Origin of the sequence: Pseudomonas sp. CDFA 610, assembly GCF_021147865.1 — a bacterium.
GTDB lineage: Bacteria > Pseudomonadota > Gammaproteobacteria > Pseudomonadales > Pseudomonadaceae > Aquipseudomonas > Aquipseudomonas alliivorans.
On sequence record NZ_JAGTPM010000002.1, the window covers coordinates 322,056 to 348,596 of the forward strand.

Genomic DNA, 26,541 nt, shown 5'->3' on the forward strand with positions numbered 1-26,541 from the left:
ATCACTTGAGTTTTGAAAAGTATTGGCCTGGTGCCTGAGAAAACACTCGACCTGCCAGACCCGACTCAGGCTATTCTCGATACATGACTTTATTTCCCGACCTGATCGACCTTCCACGTCAGTTGCGACACCCTGAGGTGCGCGACCTTGCGTGGGTCATTCTGGCGCCGCCCATGCTGGATGCCACGCCCTGGCCGCAACGCCATCCGCTGGCCGGAAGCGACTGGGTCGAGGCGCCACAACGACTGGCCGACTTCCTTCGCGAGCTGGATCAGGACAGCCGAGAGCTGGAGCACTGGATTGCGCAGGCTTCCACTCGCCGTCTGGGACGTTATTACGAAAGACTCTGGCAATTTGCAGTGCAGCACGCACCGGGCGTGGAGATCATCGCCGCCAACCTGCCGATCCGAATGGGCGGTCAGACGCTGGGGGAGCTGGACATGCTGCTGCGCGACCGCGACGGCGTGCATCACGTGGAGCTGGCCATCAAGCTGTACCTCGGACCGCAGGACGGCGACGGCAGCGACCCCGCGCAATGGCTCGGTCCTGGCTGTCATGATCGCCTGGACCGCAAGCTTGCGCACCTGAGCCAGCATCAACTGCCGATTTCATCACGCCCGGAAAGCCGCTCGACGCTGGCAGCGCTTGGCGTCGAGGCCTTCAACGCCGAACTGTGGCTGGGCGGGTATCTGCTTTATCCATGGCCGGGATCTGCCGATCCGCCTGCGGGAGCGCATCGGCAACATTTGAAGGGCCGCTGGCTGCATCAGCGCGACTGGGAGCGGTTCATGACGTTGAGCGCATCAGGTCGCTGGCAACCGCTGCCCCGCCACGCCTGGCTGGCACCGGCGCATTACCGGCAAGCATGGAGCAAGCAACAGTTGCAGGACTGGCTGATACAACTCGATCCGCTGGCCCCTGCGCAATTGCTGGTGCGTCTGACCGAAAACGCCGAAGGCGAATGGGAGGAAGCCGAGCGATTGTTTCTGGTGTCAGACCTGTGGCCAAACCTGGCCGACACCAGCCACCCGCTCAACCCAATCGCAGTGCCAGCGCCGCCAGTGTGATCAACAACACCGGCAGGGTCAGCACGATGCCGACCTTGAAGTAATAACCCCAGCCGATAGTGATGCCCTTGCGTTGCAGCACATGCAGCCACAGCAGGGTTGCCAGACTGCCGATCGGGGTGATTTTCGGTCCCAGGTCGCTGCCGATCACGTTGGCGTAAATCATCGCTTCCTGAATGGCACCGGTCGCATGACTGCCTTCAATGGACAACAGACCGATCAGGACCGTCGGCATGTTGTTCATGATCGACGACAGGAACGCAGTCATCACACCCGTCCCCATCGCAGCGCCCCAGATACCGTAACCGGCGAACCAGTCCAGCAGGCTGGCCAGGTAGCCGGTCAGTCCGGCGTTACGCAGGCCATAAACCACGAGGTACATGCCCAGCGAAAACACCACGATGTGCCAAGGCGCTTCCTTGATGACCTTGCGCGTGGAAATGGTGTGACCCTTGGCGGCAATGCCCAGTAACAGTACCGCGCAGGTCGCCGAAATTGCGCTGATCGGGATCCCCAGCGGCTCGAGTGCAAAACAGCCCACCAGAAGAATCAGCAACACCCACCAGCCGGCCATGAAGGTCGCCCGGTCCTTGATCGTGGTTTCCGGCTTATCAAGCTGGTCAGGATCGAAGTCACGCGGGATGTCACGACGAAAATACAGCATCAATACCGCCAGCGTGGCCGCAACGCTGACCAGGTTGACCGGTACCATGACCGCCGCATATCGATTGAAGCCGATCTTGAAATAGTCCGCCGACACGATATTTACCAGATTCGATACCACCAGCGGCAGGCTCGCGGTGTCGGAAATGAACCCGGCGGCCATGACGAACGCCAGGGTCGAGGCCGGGGAAAAACGCAGCGCCAGCATCATTGCGATCACGATCGGCGTCAGAATCAGCACCGCACCATCGTTGGCAAACAGCGCCGACACCAGCGCGCCGAACAGCACGAAGAACGCGAACAGACGCCGCCCCTTGCCATTGCCCCATCGCGCCACGTGCAGCGCAGCCCAGGAAAAGAAGCCCGCCTCATCCAGCAGCAAAGTGATGATGATCAGCGAAATGAAAGTGGCCGTCGCATTCCAGATGATGCCCCACACCACCGCAATATCACTGAGGTGAACCACGCCGGTCAGCAACGCCAGACCTGCCCCGAGCACTGCGCTCCAGCCAACACTGAGCCCTTTGGGCTGCCAGATGACGAGCGTGATGGTGAACAGGAAAATCAGCGTTGCTATTAGCATTATTTAGTCCGGGGCAGAAAGATCGCGAGAATGCCAAGCAGCGGCAGGTACGAACACAGGTTGTAAACGAAGAGAATGCCGTGGCTGTCGGCCAGACTGCCGAGCAAGGCTGCGCCAATGCCGCCGAAGCCGAACATCAAGCCGAAGAAAAGCCCGGCGATCATGCCGACGTTGCCGGGCACCAGTTCCTGTGCGTAGACCACGATGGCCGAAAACGCCGACGCCAGCACAAAGCCGATGATCACGCTCAGCACGCTGGTCCAGAACAGGTCTGCATAAGGCAGCGCCAGGGTAAAAGGCGCGGCACCGAGGATCGAGAACCAGATGACCGCCTTGCGCCCGATCCTGTCGCCAATCGGACCGCCGAAGAAAGTCCCCGCCGCCACCGCGCCCAGAAACAGGAACAGGTGCAACTGCGAACTGGCCACGGACAGGTCAAACTTCTCGATCAGGTAGAACGTGAAATAGCTGGTCAGGCTGGTCATGTAGAAGAACTTGGAGAACACCAGAAACGCCAGCACACCCAGCGAGGCAATCACCCGACTTCTCGACAGACCGTGAGTCGCAGCCTGCCCGGCCTTGAGCTTGAACAGGTTCAGGTGCGCGCGATACCAGCGGCTGATCGCGTAAAGCAAACCCAGGGAAAACAGTGCGAACAGACCGATCCAGGCCACATTGCCCTGCCCGAACGGGATGATGATCGCCGCCGCCAGCAACGGTCCAAATGCCGATCCGGTATTGCCACCGACCTGAAACGTCGATTGCGCGAGCCCGTAACGTCCGCCGGAGGCCAGTCTCGCGATACGCGAGGCTTCCGGGTGGAAGGTAGACGAGCCGATGCCGATCAGCGCAGCGGCGAGCAGAATCAGCGCGAAGGTGCCGGCCATCGACATCATCACGATGCCGATCAGGGTGCAGATCGAACCCACCGGCAACACCAGCGGGTTGGGATGACGATCCGTGTAATAGCCGACCCACGGCTGCAACAATGACGCAGTGATCTGAAACGTCAGAGTGATCAGGCCGATCTGGGTGAAGCTCAGGTCATAGCTGGCCTTGAGCATCGGATAGATCGACGGCAGGATCGCCTGGATCAGGTCATTGATCAGGTGCGCGAGGGCAACGGCACCAATGATGCGCATCACCAGCGGGCTGGATTGTGGGGTTGTCGTGGCCGTTGCCGCACCTGGCTGAGCACTGGTCGCCATGGGATTCATCCATAAAAGATTTTCGGGTGTCCCCGGACGGATGATTACAAGATGTGTCACGCGTACCAGGGCGCGCCAATGTGCCATTTTTCAGGGCAGGAGTGCCACGTTTTGTTGCGTTTTTGTACACCGGTTCAGCCAGCGGTGCGGATAACGCTTTTGACAGTGATCGTGCCAATGCTCTTCGTTGGGATGCCGCTCGGGACGCTCTGCGTCCCGATTGACTCTGATCGGCGGGATGTACCTGCGCGTACACCGTGAAGCGGAGCGTTACGGGAGGCATGCCCATGCGCAGCGATGGGCAAATAAGGCGTCATGCATGCGTCTGAGCTGAACCAATCGCTGCCTCGTCATCCGCAACCGCCACATCATGCAACGAAACCCTGGAAGTCTCGGGCAAGGCCAGACCACCCACCATCGCCATTACCGCCACGGCGATCAGGTAGAACGCCGGTGACAGGTTGCTGCCGGTCGTGCTGATCAGCCAGGTCGCCACCAACGGTGCAGTGCCGCCAAACAGTGTGTAGGCCATGTTGTAAGTGATGGCCGACGCGGTGTATCGCGTGCGGGTCGGAAATGTCTCTGACAGCAGCGCTGCCGTGACCACGCCACACAGCACTGCGCCGACTGCCAACAGCATGACACCGACCACTGAAGCTGCGAACGAGCCGGAGCTGGCCATCAAAAACGATGGAAACACCACCAGCATCAGCAGAATGCAGGCAGTGGCCATGGTGACGCGACGCCCTACCCGATCAGAATAGGCGCCTGCCAGCGGGCAGATCGCTGCGGCGAATGCCAGGGCAATCAGCGACACCAGCAACGCGGACGCCCGACTCAAACCGCCCGCCACCTGCAAATAGGTCGCGAAGTAGGTGGTGAACATATAGAACGACAACGCCGTCAGCGACACGAACGCACCCAGGCAGCAAATCGCGCCTGCGTGATTGCGCAGAGTGTCCTTGAGCGGTGAGTGGGCGACCGCGTGCTCCTTGGTGACCGCCTGGAAAGCCGGAGTTTCATCCAGCTTCCAGCGCAGGTACAAGCCCACCAACCCAAGCGGCGCAGCGATCAGAAACGGCAGACGCCAGCCCCAACTGCCCATGGCTTCAGAGGACAACGAGGCCTCGAGCGCATAAGCCACCACGGCCGCCGCCGCGAAGGCGGAAAAGGTCGAAACCGGCACGAAGCTGCCGTACCAGGCGCGTTGCGTACGCGGAGCATGCTCCATCAGGTAGGCGCAGGCTCCGGCGTATTCTCCACCGGCCGAAAAGCCTTGAGCGCAGCGAATGATGGTCAAAAGAATCGGTGCGGTCACTCCGATAGCGGCGTATGTGGGCAGCAAACCGATCAGGGTCGTTGCCGCCGCCATCAGCAGAATGGTCATGGCCAGCGTCCGCTTGCGGCCTATCCGATCACCCAGCATGCCGAAAAAGATGCCACCCAGCGGCCTGAACGCGAATGCCACGGCAAATACGGCGAAGGTTTTCAACAGCGCTGCGCTGGTGTCGCCGCTGGGGAAGAACTGCAAGGCGATGGTGGTGGCCAGAAAGCCATAGACGGCAAAGTCGAACCATTCGACAAAGTTGCCAATGGCAGCCGCCACGATGACTTTTCTCAGCGTGGCAGGATCGACGTGTTCTGCGGCGGTAGTTGTCATGCTGACCTCGGCGTATGGATCTGGGATGGATCGATTATCGAGACAGCGACCCGGACACCTCAGTCCAGAACAGTCATCCGCATAGTCAGGGCCGACGCCTCGGCGCATACAAGTACAGTTTTCATGCCAAAGGCTCTGGCACGGGCTTTAATCCCATCGCACGCCTGCCCTGCAACCCACCGGTATGGACAAAAACCAGGCGGGTGCCGGGTTTGAAGCGCCCAGCCAGCACTTCGTCATGCAGCGCCAGCAAGGCTTTGCCCGTATAAAGTGGCTCAAGCGGTACACCACCGTGTGCTTCACTGTGATCCATGAACTCCAGCAGGAGCGCATCCGTCCTGGCAAACGCGCCTCGGCTGGCATCAAGCAACTGCCAGCGGGACGGGTCATCAGTAACCAGTGCAGCGATGTTCTGTGCCACGCCATGATCATCCGGCACCGCCATCGCGCCATACACCGGGTGGATACCCTGCTCGGCAATGACCAGTCCGGCCAGCGTTGTGCCGGTCCCGGCGGCCAGCCACCAGCCGTGGTAATCGTCCCAGCCCGATTGCGAGAGCTGGCTGCGAACCAGCGACAACAGCCGCGCGCAGCCTTCGGTCCCCGGCAAACCGCCACCGCCTTCAGGAATCGGATACAGCTCTGGATAACGCGCCTGCCAGGGAAGCCAGAAATCAGCCGCATGCCGCTCGCGATAACCGGCGTAACCGAGCCAGTGCAACTGCATGCCGAACGCCTGCAAGTCGAGCACAGTTGGCGTTTCCTGCGGATGACCGCGCAACAGGCCTGCGGTCGGGAAACCAAAGCGCTTGCCCGCTGCGGCCAGTGCATGAAGATGATTGGAATGAGCGCCGCCCAGGCTGATCGCACCCGTTGCCCCGACGCGAACGGCCCGAGTCAGGTGCCCGATCAGCTTGAACCATTTGTTGCCGCTGATCAGTGGATCGATGAGATCCAGACGCAGGATCGCTAACTCGACCCCGGCCTGTTGCAGCCAGTCGAAGTCGAGGGTTTCAAGCGGTGCAACGGGCTGCCAGTCAAGGGCGTCACGAATCATGGTCAAGGCCGGTTATGGAACGGGCCGCAGTTTACCTGCCCGCGTGCAATGTCACAGCCCGGCGGCCAGTCGCGAGCCCTGGTCGATGGCCCGCTTGGCATCCAGCTCGGCTGCCACGTCCGCGCCACCGATCAGATGTACGTTCTGCTTCGCCGCGACCAGATCGTCGTACAGTTCGCGCAGTGGGTCCTGTCCAGCGCAAATCACAATGTTATCCACCGGCAGCAACTTTTCCTCTCCTTCTTCGCCAATGCGGATATGCAAACCGGCCTCGTCGATTTTCAGGTACTGAACGCTGTTGAGCATCTGCACCTGCTTGTTCTTCAAGCCGGTACGATGAATCCAGCCGGTGGTCTTGCCCAGACCGTCGCCAACCTTGGAGCTCTTGCGCTGCAACAGGAAAACCTGACGCGCCGGCGCATGGACTTCCGGCTTGATCCCCGCAACGCCACCCCGCGCTTCCAGAGTGGTATCAATGCCCCACTCCTTCCAGAACGCCTCGCGGTCCAGGCTTGTGGCGACACCCTGATGCACCAGATACTCCGACACGTCGAAACCGATGCCACCCGCCCCGATCACCGCGACGCTACGCCCTACCGGCTTGCGCTGCAGGATCACGTCCAGATAGCTGAGCACCTTCGGGTTGTCGATACCGGGAATAGCCGGTGTACGCGGAGCGATGCCGGTGGCCAGGATGATGTCTTCAAAACCTGCGCCCAACAGATCCTGCGCCGTCACACGAGTATTCAAACGCAAGTCGATACCGGTGTTCTGCACCTTGTGAGTGAAATAGCGCAGGGTTTCGGAGAATTCTTCCTTGCCCGGAATGCGTTTGGCGATGTTGAACTGGCCGCCGATTTCGCTGGCCGAATCGAACAGGGTCACCTGATGTCCACGCTCGGCAGCCACCGTGGCCGCTGCCAGCCCTGCCGGGCCTGCGCCGACCACGGCGATCTTCTTGATCTGGCGGGTGGGCAGATAATTGAGTTCGGTTTCGTGACAGGCACGCGGGTTGACCAGGCAACTGGTCAACTTGCCGCCGAAGGTGTGGTCCAGACAAGCCTGATTGCAGCCGATGCAGGTGTTGATCAGCTCGGCATGCCCGGCCGCAGCCTTGTTGACGAATTCCGGATCGGCCAGGAACGGTCGCGCCATGGACACCATGTCCGCATCACCCTCACTGAGAATCCGCTCGGCGACTTCCGGGGTATTGATCCGATTGGTGGTGATCAGTGGAATGTTCACTGAACCGCGCAGCTTGGCCGTGACCTTGCTGAACGCGGCGCGCGGGACCTTGGTGGCGATGGTCGGAATCCGCGCTTCGTGCCAGCCGATGCCCGTGTTGATAATCGTCGCGCCCGCCTGTTCGACCGCCTTGGCCAACTGCACGATTTCCTGCCAGGTGCTGCCGCCTTCGACCAGATCCAGCATCGACAGGCGGAAGATGATGATGAAGTTCGGGCCGACGGCCTGGCGCACCCGCGTCACGATCTCGACCGCCAGACGCATGCGGTTTTCGTAACTGCCGCCCCAGCGGTCGGTGCGGTGATTGGTATGCGCGGCCAGGAACTGATTGATGAAGTAACCTTCCGACCCCATGATCTCCACGCCGTCATAGCCTGCGCTCTGAGCCAGCGTCGAGCAGGTCACGAAATCGCTGATCTGTTTTTCGATGCCCTCTTCGTCCAGTTCGCGCGGCTTGAACGGGTTGATCGGTGCCTGAATCGCACTGGGCGCGACCTGCTTGCGGCTGTATGCATAGCGTCCGGCATGCAGAATCTGCAGACAGATCTTGCCACCTGCCTCGTGGACCGCCTGGGTCACGACGCGATGCTGCCCGGCTTCTTCCGGAGTCGTGAGTTTGGCCGCGCCGTCGTAGACGCCGCCTTCTTCATTCGGCGCGATGCCACCCGTCACCATCAGGCCTACACCGCCCTGTGCACGCTCGGCAAAGTACGCCGCCATGCGCTCGAAACCGCCTGGCTTCTCTTCAAGGCCGGTGTGCATCGAGCCCATCAGGCTGCGGTTGCGCAGCGTGGTGAAGCCCAGATCCAGCGGGGCCAGCAGATGCGGGTAATGAGCAGCAGTCATGGCGGAGCTCCATCGTTTCAATCACGGGTAGATGAGGGCCTCTGCGTGCCCTCTTCATCAAGATCCTGCGGACCTGTATGGCGCAACAGTAAAGAGCCACCCAATCACACTCAATGACCGAAAGTGACAAGTTATTGATCCAAACGCGCAGCACCCCTTGGCAAGCGCCGGGTGTAGTCCTACCCTAGTCGACAATTTCATCAAGGCAGCCGTGCGCCCCTCTTATGCGTAAATTCTTTGCCACTTGCCTCATCCTGGTGAGCCTGGCCAGCCTTGTCAGTTACGCGCTCTGGACCGAGCAGCGCCCCATGGGGCATTACCTGTCGGATCTGCGCATCCGCCTGGCCATCAATGAAGGGCAACCCGGCGAGCGGGGAAACCTGCTGGGCATCGAGCCCGAGCTGTTTCCCACTGATTATCAGGACCTGTCGCACTTGCATCGCAAACTCGCGGCCTATCTGCAGCAGGCGCGTGACCATGGGCTGATCAACGCCCGGACCATCGTTGTGCTGCCTGAGCACATCGGCACCTGGTTGTATGCCAGTGGTGAGAAGAACCAGTTCTATCAGGCGTCCACCGTGGACGAGTCCATGGACTGGCTGGCCTGGAGCAATCCTTTGAAATTCGTCACGGCGATGCTCGGCGCCGAGGGCGAAAAGCGTCTGGACGATGCACGCTTGCGGATGAAAGCGCGCTCCATGGTGCGCGATTACCAGAACGTTTTCGGCGGGCTGGCCAGAGAGTTCGAGATAACGCTGGTGGCAGGCTCCATCGTGCTGCCGAACCCTCGCGTGGAAGACGGACAACTGCAGATTGGCAGCGGTGCCTTGTACAACAGCAGCGTGACCTTTGGCAGTGACGGCAAACCGCTGGGCCAGCCCCAACGCCAGCTGTATGCAAGTCGCTACCAGAAGCGCTACGTCAAGGCGGCAGGCAACGCTCAGGTCAACGTGATCGACACACCTGCCGGTCGATTGGGGATCCTCATCGGCACCGACAGCTGGTATCCCGATAACTACACCCGGATGAATCAGCAAAACGCCGAACTGATCGTCGTGCCTGCCTTTGTAAACGGGAGGAACAGTTGGTCGAACCCGTGGCATGGCACCCGCACGCACGATACGCCAACACTGGATCTCAAGCCCGGCAGCCTGAGCGAACGCGAAGCCTGGCATCGCCTGACCCTGATCGCACGTGAACCACGCAGCACGGCCAGAGCCGGTATCAGCGTGTTCATGCGCGGACAATTCTGGAATCAGGGCACTTCCGGGCAAAGCTTCGTCAGCCACAGCGGTCAGATCATTGCCGAGCAGCCGGTTGAAAACAACGTTAACGGCGGCGCCCGCCTGATCAATGTCTGGCTCTAAACATGCCGAACCTGACCTTGCGCCTGGGTGATCTGTCGGTAGGTTTTGTCCAAAGCCTGACGGACGCTGTACGCAGTTTCGGGCACGATCCCGACCTGCTGCTCGAACAATACGGTCTGGATGCAACCCGTCTGGGCGAAGCCGGTGCACGGCTGTCGATCCCGCGCTACATGCGGTTGGGCCACGCCGCCATTCAGCTTACCGGTCAACCGGGGCTGGGGCTGCGCATGGGAGAACTGAGCAGGCTCGGCCAGGCAGGGCTCGCCGGTGTCACCGCAGCCCAAGCTCCGAATGTGCGCGAGGCGGCCCGCACGATGATCCGCTTCGAGCCTCTTTACGGCGCAAACTATCGAGGCCAGTCGAGCTTTCACGAAGACGCTGGCGGGGCCTGGATACGCTTCTACTCCATCAGCCCCTACAACAGTTACAACCGCTTTGTCGTGGACTCGATCCTGAGCGGCTGGATCACACAACTCTCGTCGCTGGCTGGCAGCCGACTGCATGCTCAGCGGGTGGAAATCGAGTTCGAAGCACCTGACTATGCAGCGCAGTACGCACACCTGAGCGACAGCCCGATTGCGTTCGGTGCGACCACCAATCAGCTTCGGCTGAGTCTGGACAGTCTGGCCATGAAAAACCCCGATCATTGCCCAAGCACCTGGCGGCATCTGCTGCAATTGTGCGAGAAGGAACTGGATCAGTTGACCCGCACACGCAGTCTGCGGGAACGCATCACTCAGTTGCTGGGCCCCTTACTGAGCGGGGCAAGAGAACCGGATCTGGAGGAAGTGGCAGCACGGTTGAAGCTGCCGACATGGACGCTGCGCCGCAAGCTGGCCGAAGAAGGCACCCGTTTTCGCGAAATCCTGAATGACACGCGCCGTGATTTGGCGATGACCTATATTCGCGACACTGAACTGGCGTTCGGGGAGATTGCCTATCTGCTGGGTTTTGCGTCGGCCGAAGCCTTTCAACGTGCGTTCAAACGCTGGAACGGACAGACTCCGGGGGAGTTCCGCCGTAGCCAGCGCCGAACTGCCTGACGCCCTTCACAGTTCGGTAGCGTCGTCGGCCGGCTCTACCGGGTCCAGTTCCGACGCACGATATTCGAGCAGTTCTTCTTGATATTCATCCATTTCTTCGCCCTCCGGCTGATTGAGTCTTGCGGTGATTTTTACTACGGTCAGTAAAGCTGGAATAACTGACCGCTGGATCAACATTAAAGTGCCAATGTGAAATAAAAATGTTGATACCCATCAATAAACGAAAAGGCTGACAGGATCTTCAGACGCAGGACGTCTTGAGATGTTGGCAATCAAGCCTTGACTTCATTGCCCCGGCCGCCCTACCCTCGGCGACATGAACCTCATCCAGCAAAACGTCGGCCAGATTATTATTACCGTCATTCCAGTCATGGCGGGTTAGCCGACGTTTGCAAAAAAACCCGCCCTGGTGGCGGGTTTTTTTCTGCCTCCAGAGCCACTGAATGCTCAACAGGAGTCAGACATGATCGCTATCCATCGCTCTATCGCCCTTATTGCAGCCGCGCATTTGATCGTTGCGTTTTCCTGCAACGCCTCCTGCAAAACAACGACCTGCAAGGACACGACGCGATGAGTCACGGCCAGCCTGATCTGCTCAATCACTATGCCCGCAAGATCCTCACCTCACGCGTCTACGACGTCGCCATCGAGACCCCGCTGCACGGCGCACGTCAGCTGTCCGAGCGACTGGGCAATCAGATCCTGCTCAAGCGCGAAGACTTGCAACCGGTGTTCTCGTTCAAGATTCGCGGCGCTTACAACAAGCTGGCACAACTGACCGCTGAAGACGCGGCGCGCGGTGTGGTCACGGCCTCGGCGGGCAACCATGCGCAGGGGCTGGCGCTGGCAGCCCGGGAGTTGGGCATCAAGGCGACCATCGTGATGCCGCGCACCACGCCCGAGATCAAGGTCGAAGGCGTGCGCTCACGTGGCGCAACGGTGGTGCTGCATGGCGATTCGTTTCCCGAAGCGCTGGCGTATTCGCTGAAGCTGGTCGATGAGCAGGGCTTTGTGTACATCCATCCCTACGACGACCCCGACACCATCGCCGGGCAAGGCACGGTGGCGATGGAAATCCTGCGCCAGCAGCCGGGGCAACTGGACGCGATTTTCGTGCCGGTGGGCGGTGGCGGACTGATCGCGGGTATTGCGGCCTACGTCAAATACCTGCGGCCCGACATCAAGGTCATTGGCGTCGAACCGGACGATTCCAACTGCCTGCAAGCCGCCCTGGCCGCAGGCGAGCGTGTGGTGCTCAGCCAGGTCGGGCTGTTTGCCGATGGTGTGGCGGTGGCGCAGATCGGCCATCACACGTTTGAAGTCTGCCGTCATTACGTGGATGAAGTGATCACGGTCAGCACCGACGAGATCTGCGCCGCCATCAAGGACATCTACGACGACACCCGCTCCATCACCGAACCGTCGGGTGCGCTGGCCGTGGCCGGCATCAAGAAGTACGTCGAACAGCGCGGCGTCAGCGGCCAGACCCTGGTGGCGATCGACTCCGGGGCCAACGTCAACTTCGACCGCCTGCGCCATGTGGCCGAACGCGCCGAGCTGGGCGAAGGGCGCGAAGCGATCATCGCCGTGACCATCCCGGAAAAGCCGGGCAGCTTCAAGGCCTTCTGCGAGGCCATCGGCAAGCGGCAGATCACCGAATTCAACTACCGCTACCACACCGACCGCGAAGCGCACATCTTCGTCGGCGTGCAGACCCACCCGGAAAACGATCCGCGCAGCGCGTTGATCGCCAGCCTGACCGAGCAGGGCTTTCCGGTGCTGGACCTGACCGACAACGAACTGGCCAAACTGCACATCCGCCATATGGTGGGCGGACATGCCGAGCGCGTCAGCGATGAAGTGGTGCTGCGCTTCGAATTCCCCGAACGGCCTGGTGCGCTCTTCAACTTTCTCAACCGCCTGGGCGGACGCTGGACCATCTCGATGTTCCACTACCGCAACCATGGCGCGGCGGATGGGCGAGTCGTCGCAGGGCTGGTGGTGCCCGAGGAGGAGCGGCATCTGGTAAGCCAGGCACTCACCGAGATCGGCTATCCGTATTGGGACGAGAGCGAGAACCCGGCGTACAAGTTGTTTTTGGGCTGAAGTCCCAACGCTGAGGACGCCGGGACGCGGAGCGTCCCATTGGCTCTGCTTACGTAAGTCTCGCAGATGCTTACGCCCGGTTCAGCACAGAGCAACTACTGTGCTGGCTGGGTCTCGACCGGCGCAGGCGTGGTCATTTCGACCGGCTGAGTCTCCGGCGGGGTAATCGTCTCGGCCTTGAAAGAAGCAGGCTCGTCCGGTGCCGGGACGGGCTCGCTGGCAGCGGGCGCTACGGACTCGGCCTCGGGCTCGGCAACCGGTTCAACCTTGGGCGCAGCCTCAACCGCTTTCGGCGCCAGTTGCGCAGGTTCGGCAGGTTTGGGCGCCACAGCAGCAGGCGCTGGGTCAGGCACACCCAGATCGGCCTTTGGCTTCTCGACGATATGCGCAGCTTTCTTCACATCCGGCGGCAGGAAGTTCTCGACCAGACCGAAAAAACGCTCGTAAAACTTGGCAGAGGCAACTGTCTCGCTGGCAACCTTGACCATCGAATCATCGGTCGAGCCAATCGGCATCGACACCGAGCCCAGCACCCCTACTCCGAGGCTCGCAGAGTTGTTGGTTTTCTTCAGTGCGTAGCGGTCCTGCAGGGCGTTGGCAAACATGGTCGAACTGCCCGCCGTCACGTCGGCCGCGCAGACCAGATTGAAGCTGATCTCGATGTGTGTTTCGCCCGTCTGCTGGAAACTCTTGCGCCCGGCAATCATTTTGGGATCGCTACTGGTGATGATGTAACCCTGACTCAGCAAGGCCCGGCGCCCGGCTTCACAGGACGACAGGTCAGTTGCCGGATAGCTGCGGGAAAATGTCCCGGCATCGTCGAAATGTTCATGGTCGTAGACCGCCTGCTTGGGCGAAGAACAGCCAGCAGCCAACAGCAGCATGGACACAGCGCACGCAGTACGAACGTTCAGTAACTTAAGCATCGATAATCCTGAGGAAGGAAATGACTGCCAGCAAGACTGCAAACTGGAAAATGGCGACAAGTCTGCAACAAGGCCGACGCAGGATCAACGCAGAGTTCGCAACGATTCGATACAAGGCGCGTTACGCTGGAATAAATTGCCAAATCGCAGGCAACAAAAAAGCGACCCAATGGTCGCTTTTTTGTTGCTTCAAGGAGTTCAAGGGCCTTGAAGCTTTGTATGGCGCAGCGGACGGGACTCGAACCCGCGACCCCCGGCGTGACAGGCCGGTATTCTAACCGACTGAACTACCGCTGCGTATCGCTTGTAAACCTGTTTGAAACAAACTTTGAATAGTTTGCTTCCTGTACATCAGACTGAATGACTTTAGTCCTTCAACCTCAGACCCGGCGAACCGAATCTGTACAAATATGGCGCAGCGGACGGGACTCGAACCCGCGACCCCCGGCGTGACAGGCCGGTATTCTAACCGACTGAACTACCGCTGCGCAGTGTGGACTTGCGTCCGATTTCAACTTTGAAAGCCCTCGTGCTTCAGCTTTCAAACTCAACGATGGTGGGTGATGACGGGATCGAACCGCCGACCCGCTGCTTGTAAGGCAGCTGCTCTCCCAGCTGAGCTAATCACCCTTTGCTTCGTTGAGGCCGCGAAATTTACGCACCTAACGAACCTAAGTCAATAGCCTGATTGAAGTTTTTTTAAAAACCGCTTCAATCGCACCCCATACACCAGTCAGCCAAACACACCTGCTTGCAAACGTAGACGTGCAACTACTCGGCGTACACCATCTTGCGGGTCATGCCGCCATCGACCACGAATTCCTGCCCGGTGACAAAACCGGCGTTACGGGAAAGCAGCCACGCGACCATTGCCGCCACGTCCTCCACTGTCCCTACCCTGCCCGCAGGATGCTGCGCATGATCAGCCTCCGACAACGGTTCGGCGCGGCGCAATGAAGGATCACGCGCGTCGATCCAGCCGGGACTGACAGCGTTGACACGTATCTCGGGACCCAGACTGATGGCGAGCGCATGTGTCAGCGCTATCAGACCGCCCTTGCTCGCAGCATAGGCCTCGGTATCAGGCTCGGACTGACTGGCACGTGTCGAGGTCAGGTTGACTATGCTGCCGCAATGCGCACGCAGATAAGGCGCACAATGTTTGGCCAACAGCATCGGCCCGCCAAGGTTGACACCCAGCACGCGATTCCAGTGCGACAGCTCAAGACTTTCCAGCGTGGTGTTATGCGGATCGGCAATCGCCGCATTGCACACCAGCGCGTCCAGTCGCCCAAAGCGCCGAAGCACCTCGGCAACGCCCGCGGCGACCTGTTCCTCGTTCGCGACGTCCATGGTGATGAACAGGGCATTTTCGCCCAGTGCACCGGCCACTTTCGAACCACGTCTGCGATCCAGATCGGCCAATACCACTTGCCAGCCTTCGGCAATCAGCCAGGCTGCAATGCCCAGACCGATGCCGCGTGCGGCACCGGTGACCAGTGCCACGCGGCCATTGTGGGTACTGGAGAATTTCATCGCCCAGTCGTCGCTCATCCCTTCACTCGCGTCGCTGCTCACTTCAGCCGTCACAAGGCCGCCAGACCCAGCGCAAGATCGGCCTGCAGGTCTGCGACATCTTCCAGCCCTACCGCAACACGGATCAGGCTGTCACGAATACCGGCGGCTTCACGCTCTTGAGGGGCCAGACGCCCGTGGGACGTAGTGCTCGGGTGAGTGATGGTGGTCTTGGTGTCGCCCAGATTGGCGGTGATCGAGATCAGTCGCGTCGCATCGATGAAGCGCCACGCGCCCTCTTTACCACCCTTAACCTCAAAACTCACGACCGCACCGAAGCCTTTCTGCTGACGCTGAGCCAGCTCGTGCTGCGGGTGGCTCTTGAGGCCGGCGTAATGGACCTTCTCGATACCGTCCTGCCGCTCAAGCCACTCGGCCAGCGCCTGAGCGTTGGCGCAATGAGCGCGCATGCGCAGGTTCAGGGTTTCGAGGCCCTTGAGAAAGATCCAGGCATTGAACGGGCTCAGGGTCGGCCCGGCGGTACGCAGGAATCCGACCACTTCCTTCATCTGCTCGCTACGCCCGGCAACCACACCGCCCATGCAACGACCCTGGCCGTCAATGAACTTGGTTGCCGAATGGACCACGATGTCAGCGCCCAGTTTCAGCGGCTGCTGCAGGGCTGGTGTGCAGAAGCAGTTGTCGACGATCAGCATCGCGCCCTTGGCGTGGGCGACTTCTGCCAGCGCGGCGATGTCCACCAGCTCAGCCAATGGGTTGGATGGCGACTCGACGAACAGCATTTTGGTGTTGGCCTTGATCGCTGCATCCCAACCGCTCAGATCCGCCAGCGGCACGTAGTCCACTTCGATGCCGAAACGCTTGAAGTACTTGTCGAACAGACTGATGGTCGAACCGAATACGCTGCGGGACACCAGCACATGATCACCGGCACTGCACAGACTCATGACAACCGCCAGCGTGGCAGCCATGCCGGTCGCCGTGGCGACGGCCTGCTCTGCACCTTCCAGCGCCGCCATGCGCTCCTCGAAGGAACGAACGGTCGGGTTGGTGTAGCGCGAGTAGACGTTGCCCGGCACTTCACCGGCAAAACGCGCGGCCGCGTCGGCGGCCGTGCGGAACACGTAGCTGGAGGTGAAGAACATCGGATCGCCATGCTCGCCTTCCGGCGTGCGATGTTGCCCGGCACGTACGGCGAGGGTGTCGAACCCTACGCCTTCAAGGTCGCTGTCGAGACGACCCGCATCCCATTCCTGAGTCATGCCGCTACTCCTGAAACCAATTAATTGTTGTACAGATCGATGATCGCGCTCACTGCCTGGGTCTTGACCTTGGAGGCGTCGTTACGCGCCTGCTCGATCTTGTTCAGATAATGCTCGTCGATATCACCGGTCACGTACTTGCCGTCGAAGACCGAGCAATCGAAGTTATCGATCTTGATCTTCTTGCTCCCGCTGACCGCTTCGATCAGGTCATTCAAGTCCTGATAGACCAGCCAGTCGGCACCGATGAGGTCGGCAACGTCCTGGGTGGAACGGTTATGGGCAATCAGCTCGTGAGCACTCGGCATGTCGATGCCGTAGACGTTGGGGTAACGCACCGCCGGAGCGGCCGAACAGAAATAGACGTTCTTGGCACCAGCTTCGCGGGCCATCTGGATGATCTGCTTGCAGGTCGTGCCACGAACGATGGAGTCGTCGACCAGCATGACGTTCTTGCCGCGGAACTCCAGTTCGATGGCATTGAGCTTCTGGCGCACAGACTTTTTACGTGCAGCCTGACCCGGCATGATGAACGTACGGCCGATGTAACGGTTCTTGACGAAGCCTTCGCGGAACTTGACGCCCAAGTGGTTCGCCAGTTCCAGCGCAGCCGTGCGGCTGGTGTCCGGAATCGGGATGACCACGTCGATGTCGTGATCCGGGCGCTCGCGCAGGATCTTGTCAGCCAGCTTCTCGCCCATGCGCAGACGCGCCTTGTAGACCGAGATACCGTCGATGATCGAATCTGGACGCGCCAGGTAGACGTGCTCGAAGATGCAGGGCGCGTACTTTGGATTGGCGGCACACTGACGGGTGTGCAGTTTGCCGTCTTCGGTGATGTAGACCGCTTCGCCCGGTGCCAGGTCGCGGATCAGCGTAAAGCCCAGAACATCGAGCGAAACACTTTCGGAGGCGATCATGTACTCGACGCCTTCGTCGGTATGACGCTGACCGAATACGATGGGACGGATGGCGTCCGGGTCGCGGAAGCCGACAATGCCGTAGCCGGTGATCATCGCCACGACTGCGTAGCCGCCACGGCAACGATTGTGCACATCGGTCACCGCCGCGAAGATGTCTTCTTCGGTCGGCTGCAGCTTGCCACGAACGGCCAGCTCATGGGCGAACACGTTCAGCAGCACTTCCGAATCGGAATTGGTGTTGACGTGGCGCAGGTCAGACTCGTAGATCTCCTTGGCCAGTTGCTCGACGTTGGTCAGGTTACCGTTGTGTGCCAACGTGATGCCGTAAGGCGAGTTGACGTAGAACGGCTGAGCCTCGGCCGATGTCGAACTGCCCGCGGTCGGGTAGCGCACATGACCGATGCCCATGTGCCCGACCAGACGCTGCATATGGCGCTGATGAAACACATCGCGCACCAGTCCGTTGTCCTTGCGCAGGAATAACCGGCCGTCGTGGCTGGTCACAATACCGGCAGCATCCTGGCCGCGGTGCTGGAGGACGGTGAGCGCGTCATACAGCGCCTGATTGACGTTCGACTTACCGACGATACCGACGATGCCACACATGCGACACAACCCCTACTTAGTGGAACTGGATTTACCGAGCACATCCTGCGGTATTGTAGACGGCAGGATCTGCTCCTTGAACGGCAGATCAGCAGGTACGCTGATGCCGCTGGCGAGCCACTTGCTGGACATCCCGAGAATCAGGTTTTTCGACCAGTCAGCGACCATGAGAAATTGCGGCACCAGCCTCGACTGCTGCCACCATTGATCCTGTTGCACCGGCCCGAGACTCAACAGTCCGACCGCTACAACGACAAGCAGGCCCCCGCGCGCCGCGCCAAAGACCATGCCCAGAAAACGATCGGTCCCGGAAAGCCCGGTGACACGAATCAGTTCGCCTATCAGAAAGTTGACCATGGCGCCTACCAGCAAGGTGGCGACAAATAGAATGGTGCAGCTCGCGATCACGCGGGCCGAGGGTGTTTCTATGTAGTTGACCAGATACTGCGACAGCCCCGCACCGAACATCCAGGCCACGACACCTGCAATGATCCACGTCGTCAACGACAGTGCTTCTTTTACAAAGCCGCGTTTCAGACTGATCAGGGCGGAGATGGCGACAATTCCCAGAATTGCCCAGTCAACCGGAGTAAATGGCACGTTGCAGCCTGCAGACAGATAAGGCGGCGCATTTTAGCAGAGCGCCCGCCTGCCGGTAAGCAGCGATTATCGGCGGACGCCATTTTCCCTGTAAACGGCGTCCCGGAGCATGCTCAGAGGACGGGAAGATCAGCCCTTTTCGGGCTGGAACCGCACCACGATGCCTTTGAGCTTCTGCTGCTTGTCGAGCTGGTCACGCAGGCGATCAGCCTCTGCGCGCTCGATAAGCGGCCCCACGAACACTCGGTTGACGCCGTCAGCGGTACGGATATAGGCATTGTAGCCCTGAGTACGCAGGGTCTTCTGAAGATTGTCGGCATTGGCACGGTTGGACATGCTGGCCAGTTGTACGGACCAACTGACTGACAAGCCATTCGCATCGACACCGCTCGGCGCAGCCTTGGCGACTGCCGGCGCGGGAGGTGCCGCCGGTGTCGCAGGGACCGGCACAGACTTCGGTGCCGGCGCAGGCTTGACTGCCGGTGGCGCAGAGGCCGCTGGAGCCTGTGCGGCAGGAGCAGGCGCTATCGGCATCGACGGCGGCTGATTGCTCACCGCCACGTCGTCCTCATCCGGAACAGGTTCCTGCGGCAATGCCTGAGGTTCGGGAACGGTCACGGGTTCGACCTGTACTTGCTGATTCGCAGGTGCCTGTGGGGCGGCAGGTGCGTCGACCTGAACCGGATGGCTTTCGTCCTGACGGGTGAACAGCATCGGCAGAAAGATCACCGCCAGGGCGATCAGCACCAGAGCACCCACCATCCGCTGCTTGAATACGTTATCCAGCAAAGCCATGTGCAGCGTCCTCGTCGGTATGCCGGGCCAGCCACTCGATGGCCTCGGCTACACAGTAAAAAGATCCGAACAGCAGAATTTCGTCATCGGCCGTGGCATGCGCACACTGAGCCTCCAGCGCCAGCGCGATACTCTGGTAGGACTTCACGCGAGCGCCAAGGTTCTCAAGCGCAGCCTGCAGCTCTGCGGCAGGTCGGCTGCGGGAGGTGGGCAGCGGCGCAACGGCCCAGTCCTGAATGCTGGAAGCCAGCTCAAACACTACACCGTCTAGATCCTTGTCGGACAACAGACCGAACACCGCCAGGCGTTTGCCGACAATTGGCCGCTGCGCCATGCGTTGCGCCAGAAACTGCGCCGCATGCGGATTGTGACCCACGTCCAGCAACAGCGTAAGCGCCTTGCCCTGCCAACGAACGGTACGGCGGTCCAGACGGCCGACGAGCCGGGTCTGTGCCAACGCCTCACTGACGATCTGTTGATTCAGGGGGTAGCCCAGCAGAGCAAACGCCTGAAGTGCCAGCGCGGCATTCTGCATGGGCAGATCAAGCAACGGCAGATCGCGCAGCTCCACCACCTCACCACCAGCGACACCGCGCCAGTCCCAGCCGTGATGACTCACTGAAAGGTCGAAATCGCGCCCCCTCAACAGCAGCGGGCAACCCAGCTCCAGAGCTTTGGCAAGCAATGGCTCGGGCGGATCTTGATCACCACACAGCGCCGGGCGACCGGCACGGAAGATACCAGCCTTTTCGAAAGCCACCGATTCGCGCGTGTCACCCAGCCATTCGGCATGGTCGAGACCAATGCTGGTGACCAGCGCGATGTCGGCATCAACGAGATTGACGGCATCCAGACGGCCACCCAGACCGACTTCCAGCACGACCGCGTCAAGCTTCGCCTGCTCGAACAGCCAGAATGCGGCGAGCGTGCCCATCTCGAAATAGGTCAGCGTTACATCACCACGCGCTGATTCGACCGCAGCGAAGGCATCGCACAACTCAAGATCCGTTGCTTCGACACCCTGCACCTTCACCCGCTCGTTGTAGCGCAGCAGGTGCGGAGAGCTGTAGACACCCACTTTCAGACCCTGAGCCTGCAACAGGGTCGCAACAAAGGCGCAGGTCGAACCCTTGCCGTTGGTGCCTGTTACCGTGATGACCCGAGGTGCCGGGCGTGTGAGCCCCAACTGCTGTGCCACCTTCCGCGAACGGTCCAGCCCCATGTCGATAGCGCTAGGATGCAGTTGCTCAAGGTAGGCGAGCCAGTCGCCCAGGGTCGAAGGGATCATACCGTGGCCGGAGCCGGTGGAACGACGATCGGCTCAATCACCGGTGCCACGAATTTAGGTGTCGGCAAATTCATCATCTGTGCCAGCAGGTTGCCCAGACGTGGGCGCAGCTCGCTACGCGCAATGATCATGTCGATTGCGCCGTGATCCAGCAGGAATTCGCTGCGCTGGAAACCTTCAGGCAGTTTTTCGCGAACGGTCTGCTCGATGACGCGCGGACCGGCAAACCCGATCAGCGCCTTGGGTTCAGCGACAATCACGTCGCCCAGCATCGCCAGACTGGCTGAAACACCGCCATAGACCGGATCGGTCAATACCGAGATGAACGGCAGGCCTTCTTCACGAAGACGCGCCAGCACTGCCGACGTCTTGGCCATCTGCATCAGGGAAATCAGCGCTTCCTGCATGCGCGCACCACCGGATGCGGCAAAGCAGATCATCGGGCAGCGGTTTTCCAGCGCGTAGTCGGCAGCGCGCACGAAACGCTCGCCAACGATGGCGCCCATCGAACCGCCCATAAAGGAAAACTCGAACGCCGACGCAACAACCGGCATGCCCAGCAGCGTGCCGCTCATGGAGATCAGGGCATCTTTCTCGCCTGTCTGCTTCTGCGCAGCGGTCAGACGGTCCTTGTACTTCTTGCCGTCACGAAATTTCAGGCGGTCAACCGGCTCCAGATCGGCACCCAGTTCCTCACGGCCTTCGGCATCCAGAAAGATGTCCAGACGGGCACGGGCACCGATACGCATGTGATGGTTGCACTTGGGGCAGACATCCAGGGTCTTTTCCAGCTCAGGCCGATAGAGCACTGCTTCGCAGGACGGGCACTTGTGCCACAGCCCTTCAGGAACCGAGCTCTTCTTGACCTCGGATCGCATGATCGATGGGATCAGTTTGTCTACCAACCAGTTGCTCATGCTTTATCTCTCCAGTACCGGTGTGGCTCGAACGCATGACGTTTTCACGCCAGACGCATGCCCTCAGCTAAATTCGTTAGTTGGCGATGAGACGGGGAACGGTCGACCGACAGTCTGACCTGCACACCCTCTACCACGGTTTTTTTACAACCCGGACGGTGCGCTTCGGCACCGCCCCTGACTCAATTCGACCCGCAAGACATGTGGCGGGGACAGGCTTATGGACGGCGGCCGAACCGCAGCCGTCACATCAGGCTCCCTGGACCGCACTCATGAAGGCGAGAATCTTTTCCCGATCCTTGATGCCCTTGCCCTTTTCGACGCCACCGCTGACATCCACCGCGTAGGGCCTGACCTGGGCAATCGCCTGTGCCACATTGGCCGACGTCAACCCACCCGCCAAAATGACCGGTTTACTCAAGCCGCTCGGAATCAAGGCCCAGTCGAACGTTTCCCCTGTACCGCCGGGTACACCTTCCACATAGGTATCAAGAAGGATGCCGCGTGCATTGCGATAGGCGCGACAGGCCTGCTCGATGTCATCACCCACTTTCACGCGCAACGCTTTGATGTAGGGACGATGATAGCCTTCGCATTCTTCCGGTGTTTCGTCGCCGTGAAACTGCAACATGTCCAGCGCAACTGCATCCAGCGTTTCATTGAGTTCGCAACGACTGGCATTGACGAACAGACCGACCGTGGTTATGAACGGCGGCAACGCGGCAATGATGGCGCGCGCCTGCTGCACGTTCACGGCACGAGGGCTTTTGGCGTAAAACACCAGTCCGATGGCATCGGCGCCTGCCTCGACAGCCGCCAGGGCGTCTTCTATGCGGGTAATCCCGCAGATCTTGCTGCGAACGGCTGACATGTAGTGAAAACCTCAGACCTTTCGGAAAGTCCGGATGTTAGCAAATGCTTGCCGGGGCGTCAGCCGTCAAGTTCGGCAAAGCCGGTCAGAAAATGCGGACCGATATAACGCTCTGGCAATGGAAACTGCTCGCGGTACTCGACCTGCACCAGATAAAGCCCATAGGGATGTGCGGTGACGCCCCCGGTACGACGCACTTTGCTCTCCAGCACGTCGCGCGCCCATTCGACCGGACGCTCGCCCGCCCCGATGGTCATCAGCACTCCCGCAATGTTACGCACCATGTGATGCAGAAACGCATTGGCGCGCACATCGATGACGATCATCTTTCCGTGCCGGGTCACGCGCAAGTGGTGCAGTTGCTTGACCGGTGACTTGGCCTGACATTGCCCGGCACGAAACGCACTGAAATCGTGGGTTCCGACCAGATGCTGTGCGGCCTCGGCCATTCGTGTCACGTCGAGCGGACGATGGTTCCAGGTGACCTCCTGCCCCAGATGCGCCGGACGGATCTGATCGTTATAGATCACATAGCGATAACGGCGAGCAATCGCCTTGAAACGCGCATGAAAATCCGCAGGCATCACGCGAGCCCAGGTCACGCTGATGTCGTGGGGCAGATTGATGTTGGCCCCCATGACCCAGGCCTTCATGGAGCGCTCGGCCCGGGTATCGAAGTGCACCACCTGCCCGCAGGCGTGCACACCGGCATCCGTGCGCCCGGCGCACATCAGCGAGACGGGCGAGTCAGCCACTTTGGACAGGGCATCTTCGAGGGTTTCCTGCACCGTGAGCACGCCGGAAGCCTGACGCTGCCAGCCACAATAGCGCGACCCCTTGTATTCCACGCCCAACGCGATTCGGGAAAAGCCCTCGGCAGCCATCTCGGCGGCCGGGTTATCTATGTTCGCCAAGGTGTTACAGCCTGTCGGTTTGCGAAAAGTCGGCCATTATACGGCCGCAAAAAAAAGACGCCACACCGGGCGCCAAATGCAGACGGCCGCAAAAGCGGCCGTCCTGGATCAGCAATGGATTGACTCAGGCAAGTCGCGAAAGCATGTCACGCGCTTCGCTTTTCTGTCCGTCATCACCCTCATTGACGACCTCGTCGAGAATGTCCCGCGCCCCGTCGGCATCACCCATGTCGATGTAGGCACGCGCCAGATCCAGTTTGGTCGCAGCCTCATCGGTACCGGCCATGAAATCGAAGTCCGGCTCGTCATCGAGCGCCATGGCATCTTCTGCGGTAAACCTTGGCTCGTCGAGTGGCGGATGCTCAAGGTTCTGCGAAAGACGGTCCAACTCGGCATTCACATCGTCGATTTCAGATGCGAAAGCCTGACTGGCCTGATCCGACTCGATTTCATCTGCCAGGGACAGGTCGAAATCGTCCGGCAGTTCCAGATCATCGCTGACCGGCGGCGTAGCCAGCGGAGCCGCATCGACAACCGGCTCGACAGGATCGTCACCCAGACCAAGCAGGAAATCATCCTCGTTCTTGAGCGCCGGATCCTCTTCGGTGAGGTCGAGATCGAAATCAGCCAGATCGTCAGGTGTCGCTGCAGCACGGGCGGCCTCCTGTTCACGCATGATCGACTCGAAGCTCAGCTCGTCATCGTCGGGCACGGCGGAAACAACCGGTTCGTCCAGCAACAGATCATCGGGATCGGTCACAGTCGGCAGTTCTTCCACTGAAGGCTCGTCGAATTCGTCCAGACTCAGGTCGAAATCATGATCGAACGCCTCGGAGACGACTGGCGGCTCTTCGACTGCGGCAGACTCAGCCTCGGACACCACAGGCGGCTCAGGCTCAGGGCTTAGCTCTGGCTCTGGCTCTGGCTCTGGCTCTGGCTCTGGCTCGACAGAATCATCGGCCAACAATTCTTCAACATACTTTGCGTCCAGCTCCGCAGCCAGCGCTGCGGCAGTGGCGGCGCCTGCTGCCACTGCGACAGGCGCGACCACCGATGCAGGCTCAGCAGCAACAGGCGCCGCAGGCGTTTGGGTCGAGTATGAATCTTTTAGCTGCTCGCCCTCAGCTTCAAGCTTTCCCGAGGCCACCAGTTTGCGCTCGTGCGCAGCGTAGGCCTTGTTGTTGCCCTGCTCAGCGTAGATTTCCATCAGCTTGAGACGAATGTCATCACGCTCAGGCTCATTCTTCACCGACTCTTCGAGCAGTTCGACTGCCTGATTCATGCGCCCATAAGCAATGTGGATTTCAGCCTGCACCAGCGGATCGGCCGGCCTTTCGCGCGCGGCTGTTGCAGCCACGGCAGCAGGACCTGCGCCCATGCGCACGTTGGGCGGCGTCACATCGAGGCCGTCAAAACTGGCAGGCGGCGCGTTCATGTCCATGTCGGACACAAACTGCGACTCTTCAGCCAGCGCACGCGCCATACGGCGATGTTTCTCGGCTTCTGCCCTGGCAGCGCGGCGGCGCGCCATGAACAGCAGAATCAACGCCAGAATCAGCAGCACCGCTCCACCGATCAGCCCCAGCAATATAGGGTTGTCGAGGATCTTCTGCAGAGTGTCTTCTTCTTCCGGTGCAGCGACCGGCTCGACAGCCAGTGGCTGATCGGCAGCAGGCGTGGCGACTTGCGCAGCGCCCGCAGGCAAAGCGTCTTCAGGGGCAATCTCGCCCGCAGGCTTCACCGGCGCGCCATTGGCATCGACCAGCGAAGCCGGAACGGCTGCGTTGGCTGGAGTGGCAGCATCGGCTGTCGCGGCGGCAGGCGGTACGGCAGCACCGGCGGCCTGCATCTTGGCCAACTGACCGTTCTTGAGTTCAATCAGACGCTGCAGCTTGTCGAGCTGGCTCTGCAGGTCGTTCATACGGCTTTTCAGTTCGGCATTGTCACGACGCGAGGTGTCGAGCGCCTCCTGAGCCACCGCCAGCTTGTTGCTCAGATCGCTGTCGCCTGCGGCACCTTTGGCGGCAGGCTTGCCACTGGCTGAAACCAGGCTGAGGTTGTCGGCGGTATCCACTTTGGACGGTGCTGCACCGGCACGATCCCGGCGAGTGGCATCCACTTGACGGGGCCCGGCTGGCAGGCGGCGGCCCTCCCGCCATGCGCTGTACTGGCGGGAGACCTCGGCAACGGCCTGAGGCTGAGGCAAGGCCGTGGTCTGCTGAGGTGTCGGCAGACGCAGGACCTGACCTTTCTTCAATCGATTGATGTTGCCGCCCATGAACGCATCAGGGTTGAGCGCCTGGATCGCGAGCATGGTCTGTTGCACGGTTCCGCCGGTACGAACCTTCGCGGCGATTTCCCACAAAGTGTCATTGTTGGCAGTGACGTACTGGGATTGCTTGTCGGCAGCGGGCGGCGGCAGGGTCGAGCCCGGCGTCGCAGCCGGCTGTGCAGGCTGTTGGGCGGGAGACGCTTCGGCAGACGGCGCCACGGCCGGCAGTTGAGCAGGGGCTCCTGTTTGCACAGCAGGAGCGGCGGGAGCGACAGGCTCGGGCGCTGCCGCAGCGGCGGCGGCCTCTGGCGAAAACTTCGGCGGATCCAGCAACAGGCTGTATTCACGCAGCAAACGCCCGTTCGGCCACAGGACCTGAACCAGGAACTTTACATAGGGCTCCCGGACCGGCTTGCTGGAAGTGATACGCAGAACACTCTTGCCACTGGCATTGATGACCGGCGTAAAACTCAGATCATTGAGAAACGCCTGGCGCGTGATGCCCGCCTGGGCGAAATCAGCCGTCGTTGCAAGACTCGGTACCACCTGCGAGGCATTGACGCCCTGCGCATCGGTCAACTCGATCTCGGCTACCAGTGGCTGGTTCAGGGTCGACTTGACAGACAATTCCCCGAGCCCCAACGCCTGCGCCATCCCTGATGACAGCGCCGAAGCCGCAGCGATCGCTAATACCAGTTTACGAACCTGAACCATAGCCCATCCCTTGTTTAAAGATTCTCCGGTATCCGGAGAGGTAGTCCTGCGTTGGGTGTAAGGCGTATCGCC

Annotated in this window: 21 protein-coding genes and 3 tRNA genes; 4 read left to right on the top strand and 20 right to left on the bottom strand. The window is 60.5% G+C overall.

All coding sequences use genetic code 11. The features are described from left to right. The first annotated feature begins 83 nt into the window (after window positions 1-83). Window positions 84-1,067 (top strand): DUF1853 family protein, encoded by a 984-nt coding sequence (locus KDX39_RS04445; protein ID WP_231659524.1) that lies wholly within the window; start codon window positions 84-86, stop codon window positions 1,065-1,067. Here KDX39_RS04445 and KDX39_RS04450 read toward each other — a convergent pair. The 5 genes from KDX39_RS04450 to KDX39_RS04470 all read right to left on the bottom strand — a co-directional run bounded on the left by KDX39_RS04450 (window position 1,033) and on the right by KDX39_RS04470 (window position 8,329). Then, a complete protein-coding gene (locus KDX39_RS04450) occupies window positions 1,033-2,313 on the bottom strand; it encodes an arsenic transporter (RefSeq protein ID WP_099228073.1) in 1,281 nt (426 codons plus the stop codon). The genes KDX39_RS04445 and KDX39_RS04450 overlap by 35 nt on opposite strands. Further along, on the bottom strand, window positions 2,313-3,521 hold the full coding sequence (locus KDX39_RS04455; protein ID WP_210070206.1) for an MFS transporter: 1,209 nt from the start codon (window positions 3,519-3,521) through the stop codon (window positions 2,313-2,315). Before KDX39_RS04455 ends, KDX39_RS04450 begins: the two co-directional genes overlap by 1 nt. A 313-nt stretch (window positions 3,522-3,834) precedes the next feature. Beyond that, window positions 3,835-5,181, bottom strand: coding sequence for an MFS transporter (locus tag KDX39_RS04460; protein WP_231659525.1), 1,347 nt, complete (start codon window positions 5,179-5,181; stop codon window positions 3,835-3,837). 121 nt (window positions 5,182-5,302) lie between these two features. Beyond that, window positions 5,303-6,238: a 1-aminocyclopropane-1-carboxylate deaminase/D-cysteine desulfhydrase gene (locus KDX39_RS04465; RefSeq protein WP_231659526.1), complete on the bottom strand. Its 936-nt coding sequence runs from the start codon at window positions 6,236-6,238 to the stop codon at window positions 5,303-5,305. Between the two features lie 51 nt (window positions 6,239-6,289). Beyond that, a complete protein-coding gene (locus tag KDX39_RS04470; RefSeq protein WP_231659527.1) occupies window positions 6,290-8,329 on the bottom strand; it encodes an NADPH-dependent 2,4-dienoyl-CoA reductase in 2,040 nt (679 codons plus the stop codon). A gap of 224 nt (window positions 8,330-8,553) precedes the next feature. Here KDX39_RS04470 and KDX39_RS04475 point away from each other — a divergent pair, with 224 nt between their 5' ends. Together KDX39_RS04475 and KDX39_RS04480 are read left to right on the top strand one after the other, a co-directional pair. Beyond that, complete coding sequence (locus tag KDX39_RS04475; RefSeq protein WP_231659528.1) at window positions 8,554-9,696, top strand: nitrilase-related carbon-nitrogen hydrolase; 1,143 nt, start codon at window positions 8,554-8,556, stop codon at window positions 9,694-9,696. Window positions 9,697-9,698: 2 nt separating this feature from the next. Continuing rightward, window positions 9,699-10,739 carry an AraC family transcriptional regulator gene (locus KDX39_RS04480; RefSeq protein ID WP_231659529.1) on the top strand — a complete coding sequence of 347 codons (1,041 nt, stop codon included), beginning with the start codon at window positions 9,699-9,701 and terminating at the stop codon, window positions 10,737-10,739. A gap of 6 nt (window positions 10,740-10,745) precedes the next feature. On the opposite strand, the gene KDX39_RS04485 is transcribed toward KDX39_RS04480, so the two are convergent. Beyond that, on the bottom strand, window positions 10,746-10,916 hold the full coding sequence (locus KDX39_RS04485) for a hypothetical protein (RefSeq protein WP_231659530.1): 171 nt from the start codon (window positions 10,914-10,916) through the stop codon (window positions 10,746-10,748). 393 nt (window positions 10,917-11,309) lie between these two features. Between KDX39_RS04485 and ilvA the strand changes: the two genes are divergently transcribed. Further along, window positions 11,310-12,845, top strand: a complete 1,536-nt coding sequence (gene ilvA / locus KDX39_RS04490; protein WP_269439810.1) for a threonine ammonia-lyase, biosynthetic — start codon at window positions 11,310-11,312, stop codon at window positions 12,843-12,845. A 95-nt stretch (window positions 12,846-12,940) separates the two neighbouring features. Here ilvA and KDX39_RS04495 read toward each other — a convergent pair whose 3' ends face one another. The 14 genes from KDX39_RS04495 to KDX39_RS04560 form a co-directional block, all read right to left on the bottom strand. Further along, on the bottom strand, window positions 12,941-13,771 hold the full coding sequence (locus KDX39_RS04495) for a DUF2242 domain-containing protein (protein WP_231659531.1): 831 nt from the start codon (window positions 13,769-13,771) through the stop codon (window positions 12,941-12,943). Between the two features lie 220 nt (window positions 13,772-13,991). Continuing rightward, window positions 13,992-14,068: transfer RNA gene (locus tag KDX39_RS04500), tRNA-Asp, on the bottom strand. Between the two features lie 114 nt (window positions 14,069-14,182). Continuing rightward, window positions 14,183-14,259: transfer RNA gene (locus KDX39_RS04505), tRNA-Asp, on the bottom strand. Window positions 14,260-14,325: 66 nt separating this feature from the next. Next, window positions 14,326-14,401, bottom strand: a tRNA-Val gene (locus KDX39_RS04510). Between the two features lie 141 nt (window positions 14,402-14,542). Continuing rightward, window positions 14,543-15,307, bottom strand: a complete 765-nt coding sequence (locus tag KDX39_RS04515; RefSeq protein ID WP_231659654.1) for an SDR family oxidoreductase — start codon at window positions 15,305-15,307, stop codon at window positions 14,543-14,545. 50 nt (window positions 15,308-15,357) lie between these two features. After that, on the bottom strand, window positions 15,358-16,569 hold the full coding sequence (locus KDX39_RS04520) for an O-succinylhomoserine sulfhydrylase (protein WP_231659532.1): 1,212 nt from the start codon (window positions 16,567-16,569) through the stop codon (window positions 15,358-15,360). A 20-nt stretch (window positions 16,570-16,589) separates the two neighbouring features. Beyond that, window positions 16,590-18,098 carry an amidophosphoribosyltransferase gene (gene purF / locus KDX39_RS04525; RefSeq protein ID WP_004884541.1) on the bottom strand — a complete coding sequence of 503 codons (1,509 nt, stop codon included), beginning with the start codon at window positions 18,096-18,098 and terminating at the stop codon, window positions 16,590-16,592. A 12-nt stretch (window positions 18,099-18,110) separates the two neighbouring features. Further along, window positions 18,111-18,698, bottom strand: a complete 588-nt coding sequence (locus KDX39_RS04530; RefSeq protein ID WP_004884542.1) for a CvpA family protein — start codon at window positions 18,696-18,698, stop codon at window positions 18,111-18,113. A gap of 129 nt (window positions 18,699-18,827) precedes the next feature. Further along, complete coding sequence (locus KDX39_RS04535; protein WP_231659533.1) at window positions 18,828-19,493, bottom strand: SPOR domain-containing protein; 666 nt, start codon at window positions 19,491-19,493, stop codon at window positions 18,828-18,830. Next, window positions 19,477-20,781: a bifunctional tetrahydrofolate synthase/dihydrofolate synthase gene (gene folC / locus KDX39_RS04540; protein ID WP_231659534.1), complete on the bottom strand. Its 1,305-nt coding sequence runs from the start codon at window positions 20,779-20,781 to the stop codon at window positions 19,477-19,479. The genes KDX39_RS04535 and folC overlap by 17 nt, the downstream gene beginning before the upstream one ends. After that, the gene (accD, locus tag KDX39_RS04545) at window positions 20,778-21,698 is read right to left on the bottom strand and encodes an acetyl-CoA carboxylase, carboxyltransferase subunit beta (RefSeq protein ID WP_004884545.1); all 921 of its coding nucleotides are present in this window, start codon (window positions 21,696-21,698) and stop codon (window positions 20,778-20,780) included. Before accD ends, folC begins: the two co-directional genes overlap by 4 nt. A gap of 250 nt (window positions 21,699-21,948) precedes the next feature. Further along, window positions 21,949-22,569, bottom strand: a complete 621-nt coding sequence (locus KDX39_RS04550) for a phosphoribosylanthranilate isomerase (RefSeq protein WP_099230028.1) — start codon at window positions 22,567-22,569, stop codon at window positions 21,949-21,951. A 59-nt stretch (window positions 22,570-22,628) separates the two neighbouring features. Continuing rightward, window positions 22,629-23,453, bottom strand: coding sequence for a tRNA pseudouridine(38-40) synthase TruA (gene truA / locus KDX39_RS04555; protein ID WP_231659655.1), 825 nt, complete (start codon window positions 23,451-23,453; stop codon window positions 22,629-22,631). A 154-nt stretch (window positions 23,454-23,607) separates the two neighbouring features. Beyond that, window positions 23,608-26,469, bottom strand: coding sequence for a FimV/HubP family polar landmark protein (locus KDX39_RS04560; RefSeq protein WP_231659535.1), 2,862 nt, complete (start codon window positions 26,467-26,469; stop codon window positions 23,608-23,610). Between the last annotated feature and the right edge of the window lie 72 nt (window positions 26,470-26,541).

Coding starts and splice junctions, on each gene's coding strand:
- KDX39_RS04445 (WP_231659524.1), top strand. CDS start 84: ATGACTTTATTTCCCGACCTGATCGACCTTCCACGTCAGTTGCGACAC.
- KDX39_RS04450 (WP_099228073.1), bottom strand. CDS start 2,313: ATGCTAATAGCAACGCTGATTTTCCTGTTCACCATCACGCTCGTCATC.
- KDX39_RS04455 (WP_210070206.1), bottom strand. CDS start 3,521: ATGGCGACCAGTGCTCAGCCAGGTGCGGCAACGGCCACGACAACCCCA.
- KDX39_RS04460 (WP_231659525.1), bottom strand. CDS start 5,181: ATGACAACTACCGCCGCAGAACACGTCGATCCTGCCACGCTGAGAAAA.
- KDX39_RS04465 (WP_231659526.1), bottom strand. CDS start 6,238: ATGATTCGTGACGCCCTTGACTGGCAGCCCGTTGCACCGCTTGAAACC.
- KDX39_RS04470 (WP_231659527.1), bottom strand. CDS start 8,329: ATGACTGCTGCTCATTACCCGCATCTGCTGGCCCCGCTGGATCTGGGC.
- KDX39_RS04475 (WP_231659528.1), top strand. CDS start 8,554: ATGCGTAAATTCTTTGCCACTTGCCTCATCCTGGTGAGCCTGGCCAGC.
- KDX39_RS04480 (WP_231659529.1), top strand. CDS start 9,699: ATGCCGAACCTGACCTTGCGCCTGGGTGATCTGTCGGTAGGTTTTGTC.
- KDX39_RS04485 (WP_231659530.1), bottom strand. CDS start 10,916: ATGTTGATCCAGCGGTCAGTTATTCCAGCTTTACTGACCGTAGTAAAA.
- ilvA (WP_269439810.1), top strand. CDS start 11,310: ATGAGTCACGGCCAGCCTGATCTGCTCAATCACTATGCCCGCAAGATC.
- KDX39_RS04495 (WP_231659531.1), bottom strand. CDS start 13,771: ATGCTTAAGTTACTGAACGTTCGTACTGCGTGCGCTGTGTCCATGCTG.
- KDX39_RS04515 (WP_231659654.1), bottom strand. CDS start 15,307: ATGAAATTCTCCAGTACCCACAATGGCCGCGTGGCACTGGTCACCGGT.
- KDX39_RS04520 (WP_231659532.1), bottom strand. CDS start 16,569: ATGACTCAGGAATGGGATGCGGGTCGTCTCGACAGCGACCTTGAAGGC.
- purF (WP_004884541.1), bottom strand. CDS start 18,098: ATGTGTGGCATCGTCGGTATCGTCGGTAAGTCGAACGTCAATCAGGCG.
- KDX39_RS04535 (WP_231659533.1), bottom strand. CDS start 19,493: ATGGCTTTGCTGGATAACGTATTCAAGCAGCGGATGGTGGGTGCTCTG.
- folC (WP_231659534.1), bottom strand. CDS start 20,781: ATGATCCCTTCGACCCTGGGCGACTGGCTCGCCTACCTTGAGCAACTG.
- accD (WP_004884545.1), bottom strand. CDS start 21,698: ATGAGCAACTGGTTGGTAGACAAACTGATCCCATCGATCATGCGATCC.
- KDX39_RS04550 (WP_099230028.1), bottom strand. CDS start 22,569: ATGTCAGCCGTTCGCAGCAAGATCTGCGGGATTACCCGCATAGAAGAC.
- truA (WP_231659655.1), bottom strand. CDS start 23,453: ATGGCTGCCGAGGGCTTTTCCCGAATCGCGTTGGGCGTGGAATACAAG.
- KDX39_RS04560 (WP_231659535.1), bottom strand. CDS start 26,469: ATGGTTCAGGTTCGTAAACTGGTATTAGCGATCGCTGCGGCTTCGGCG.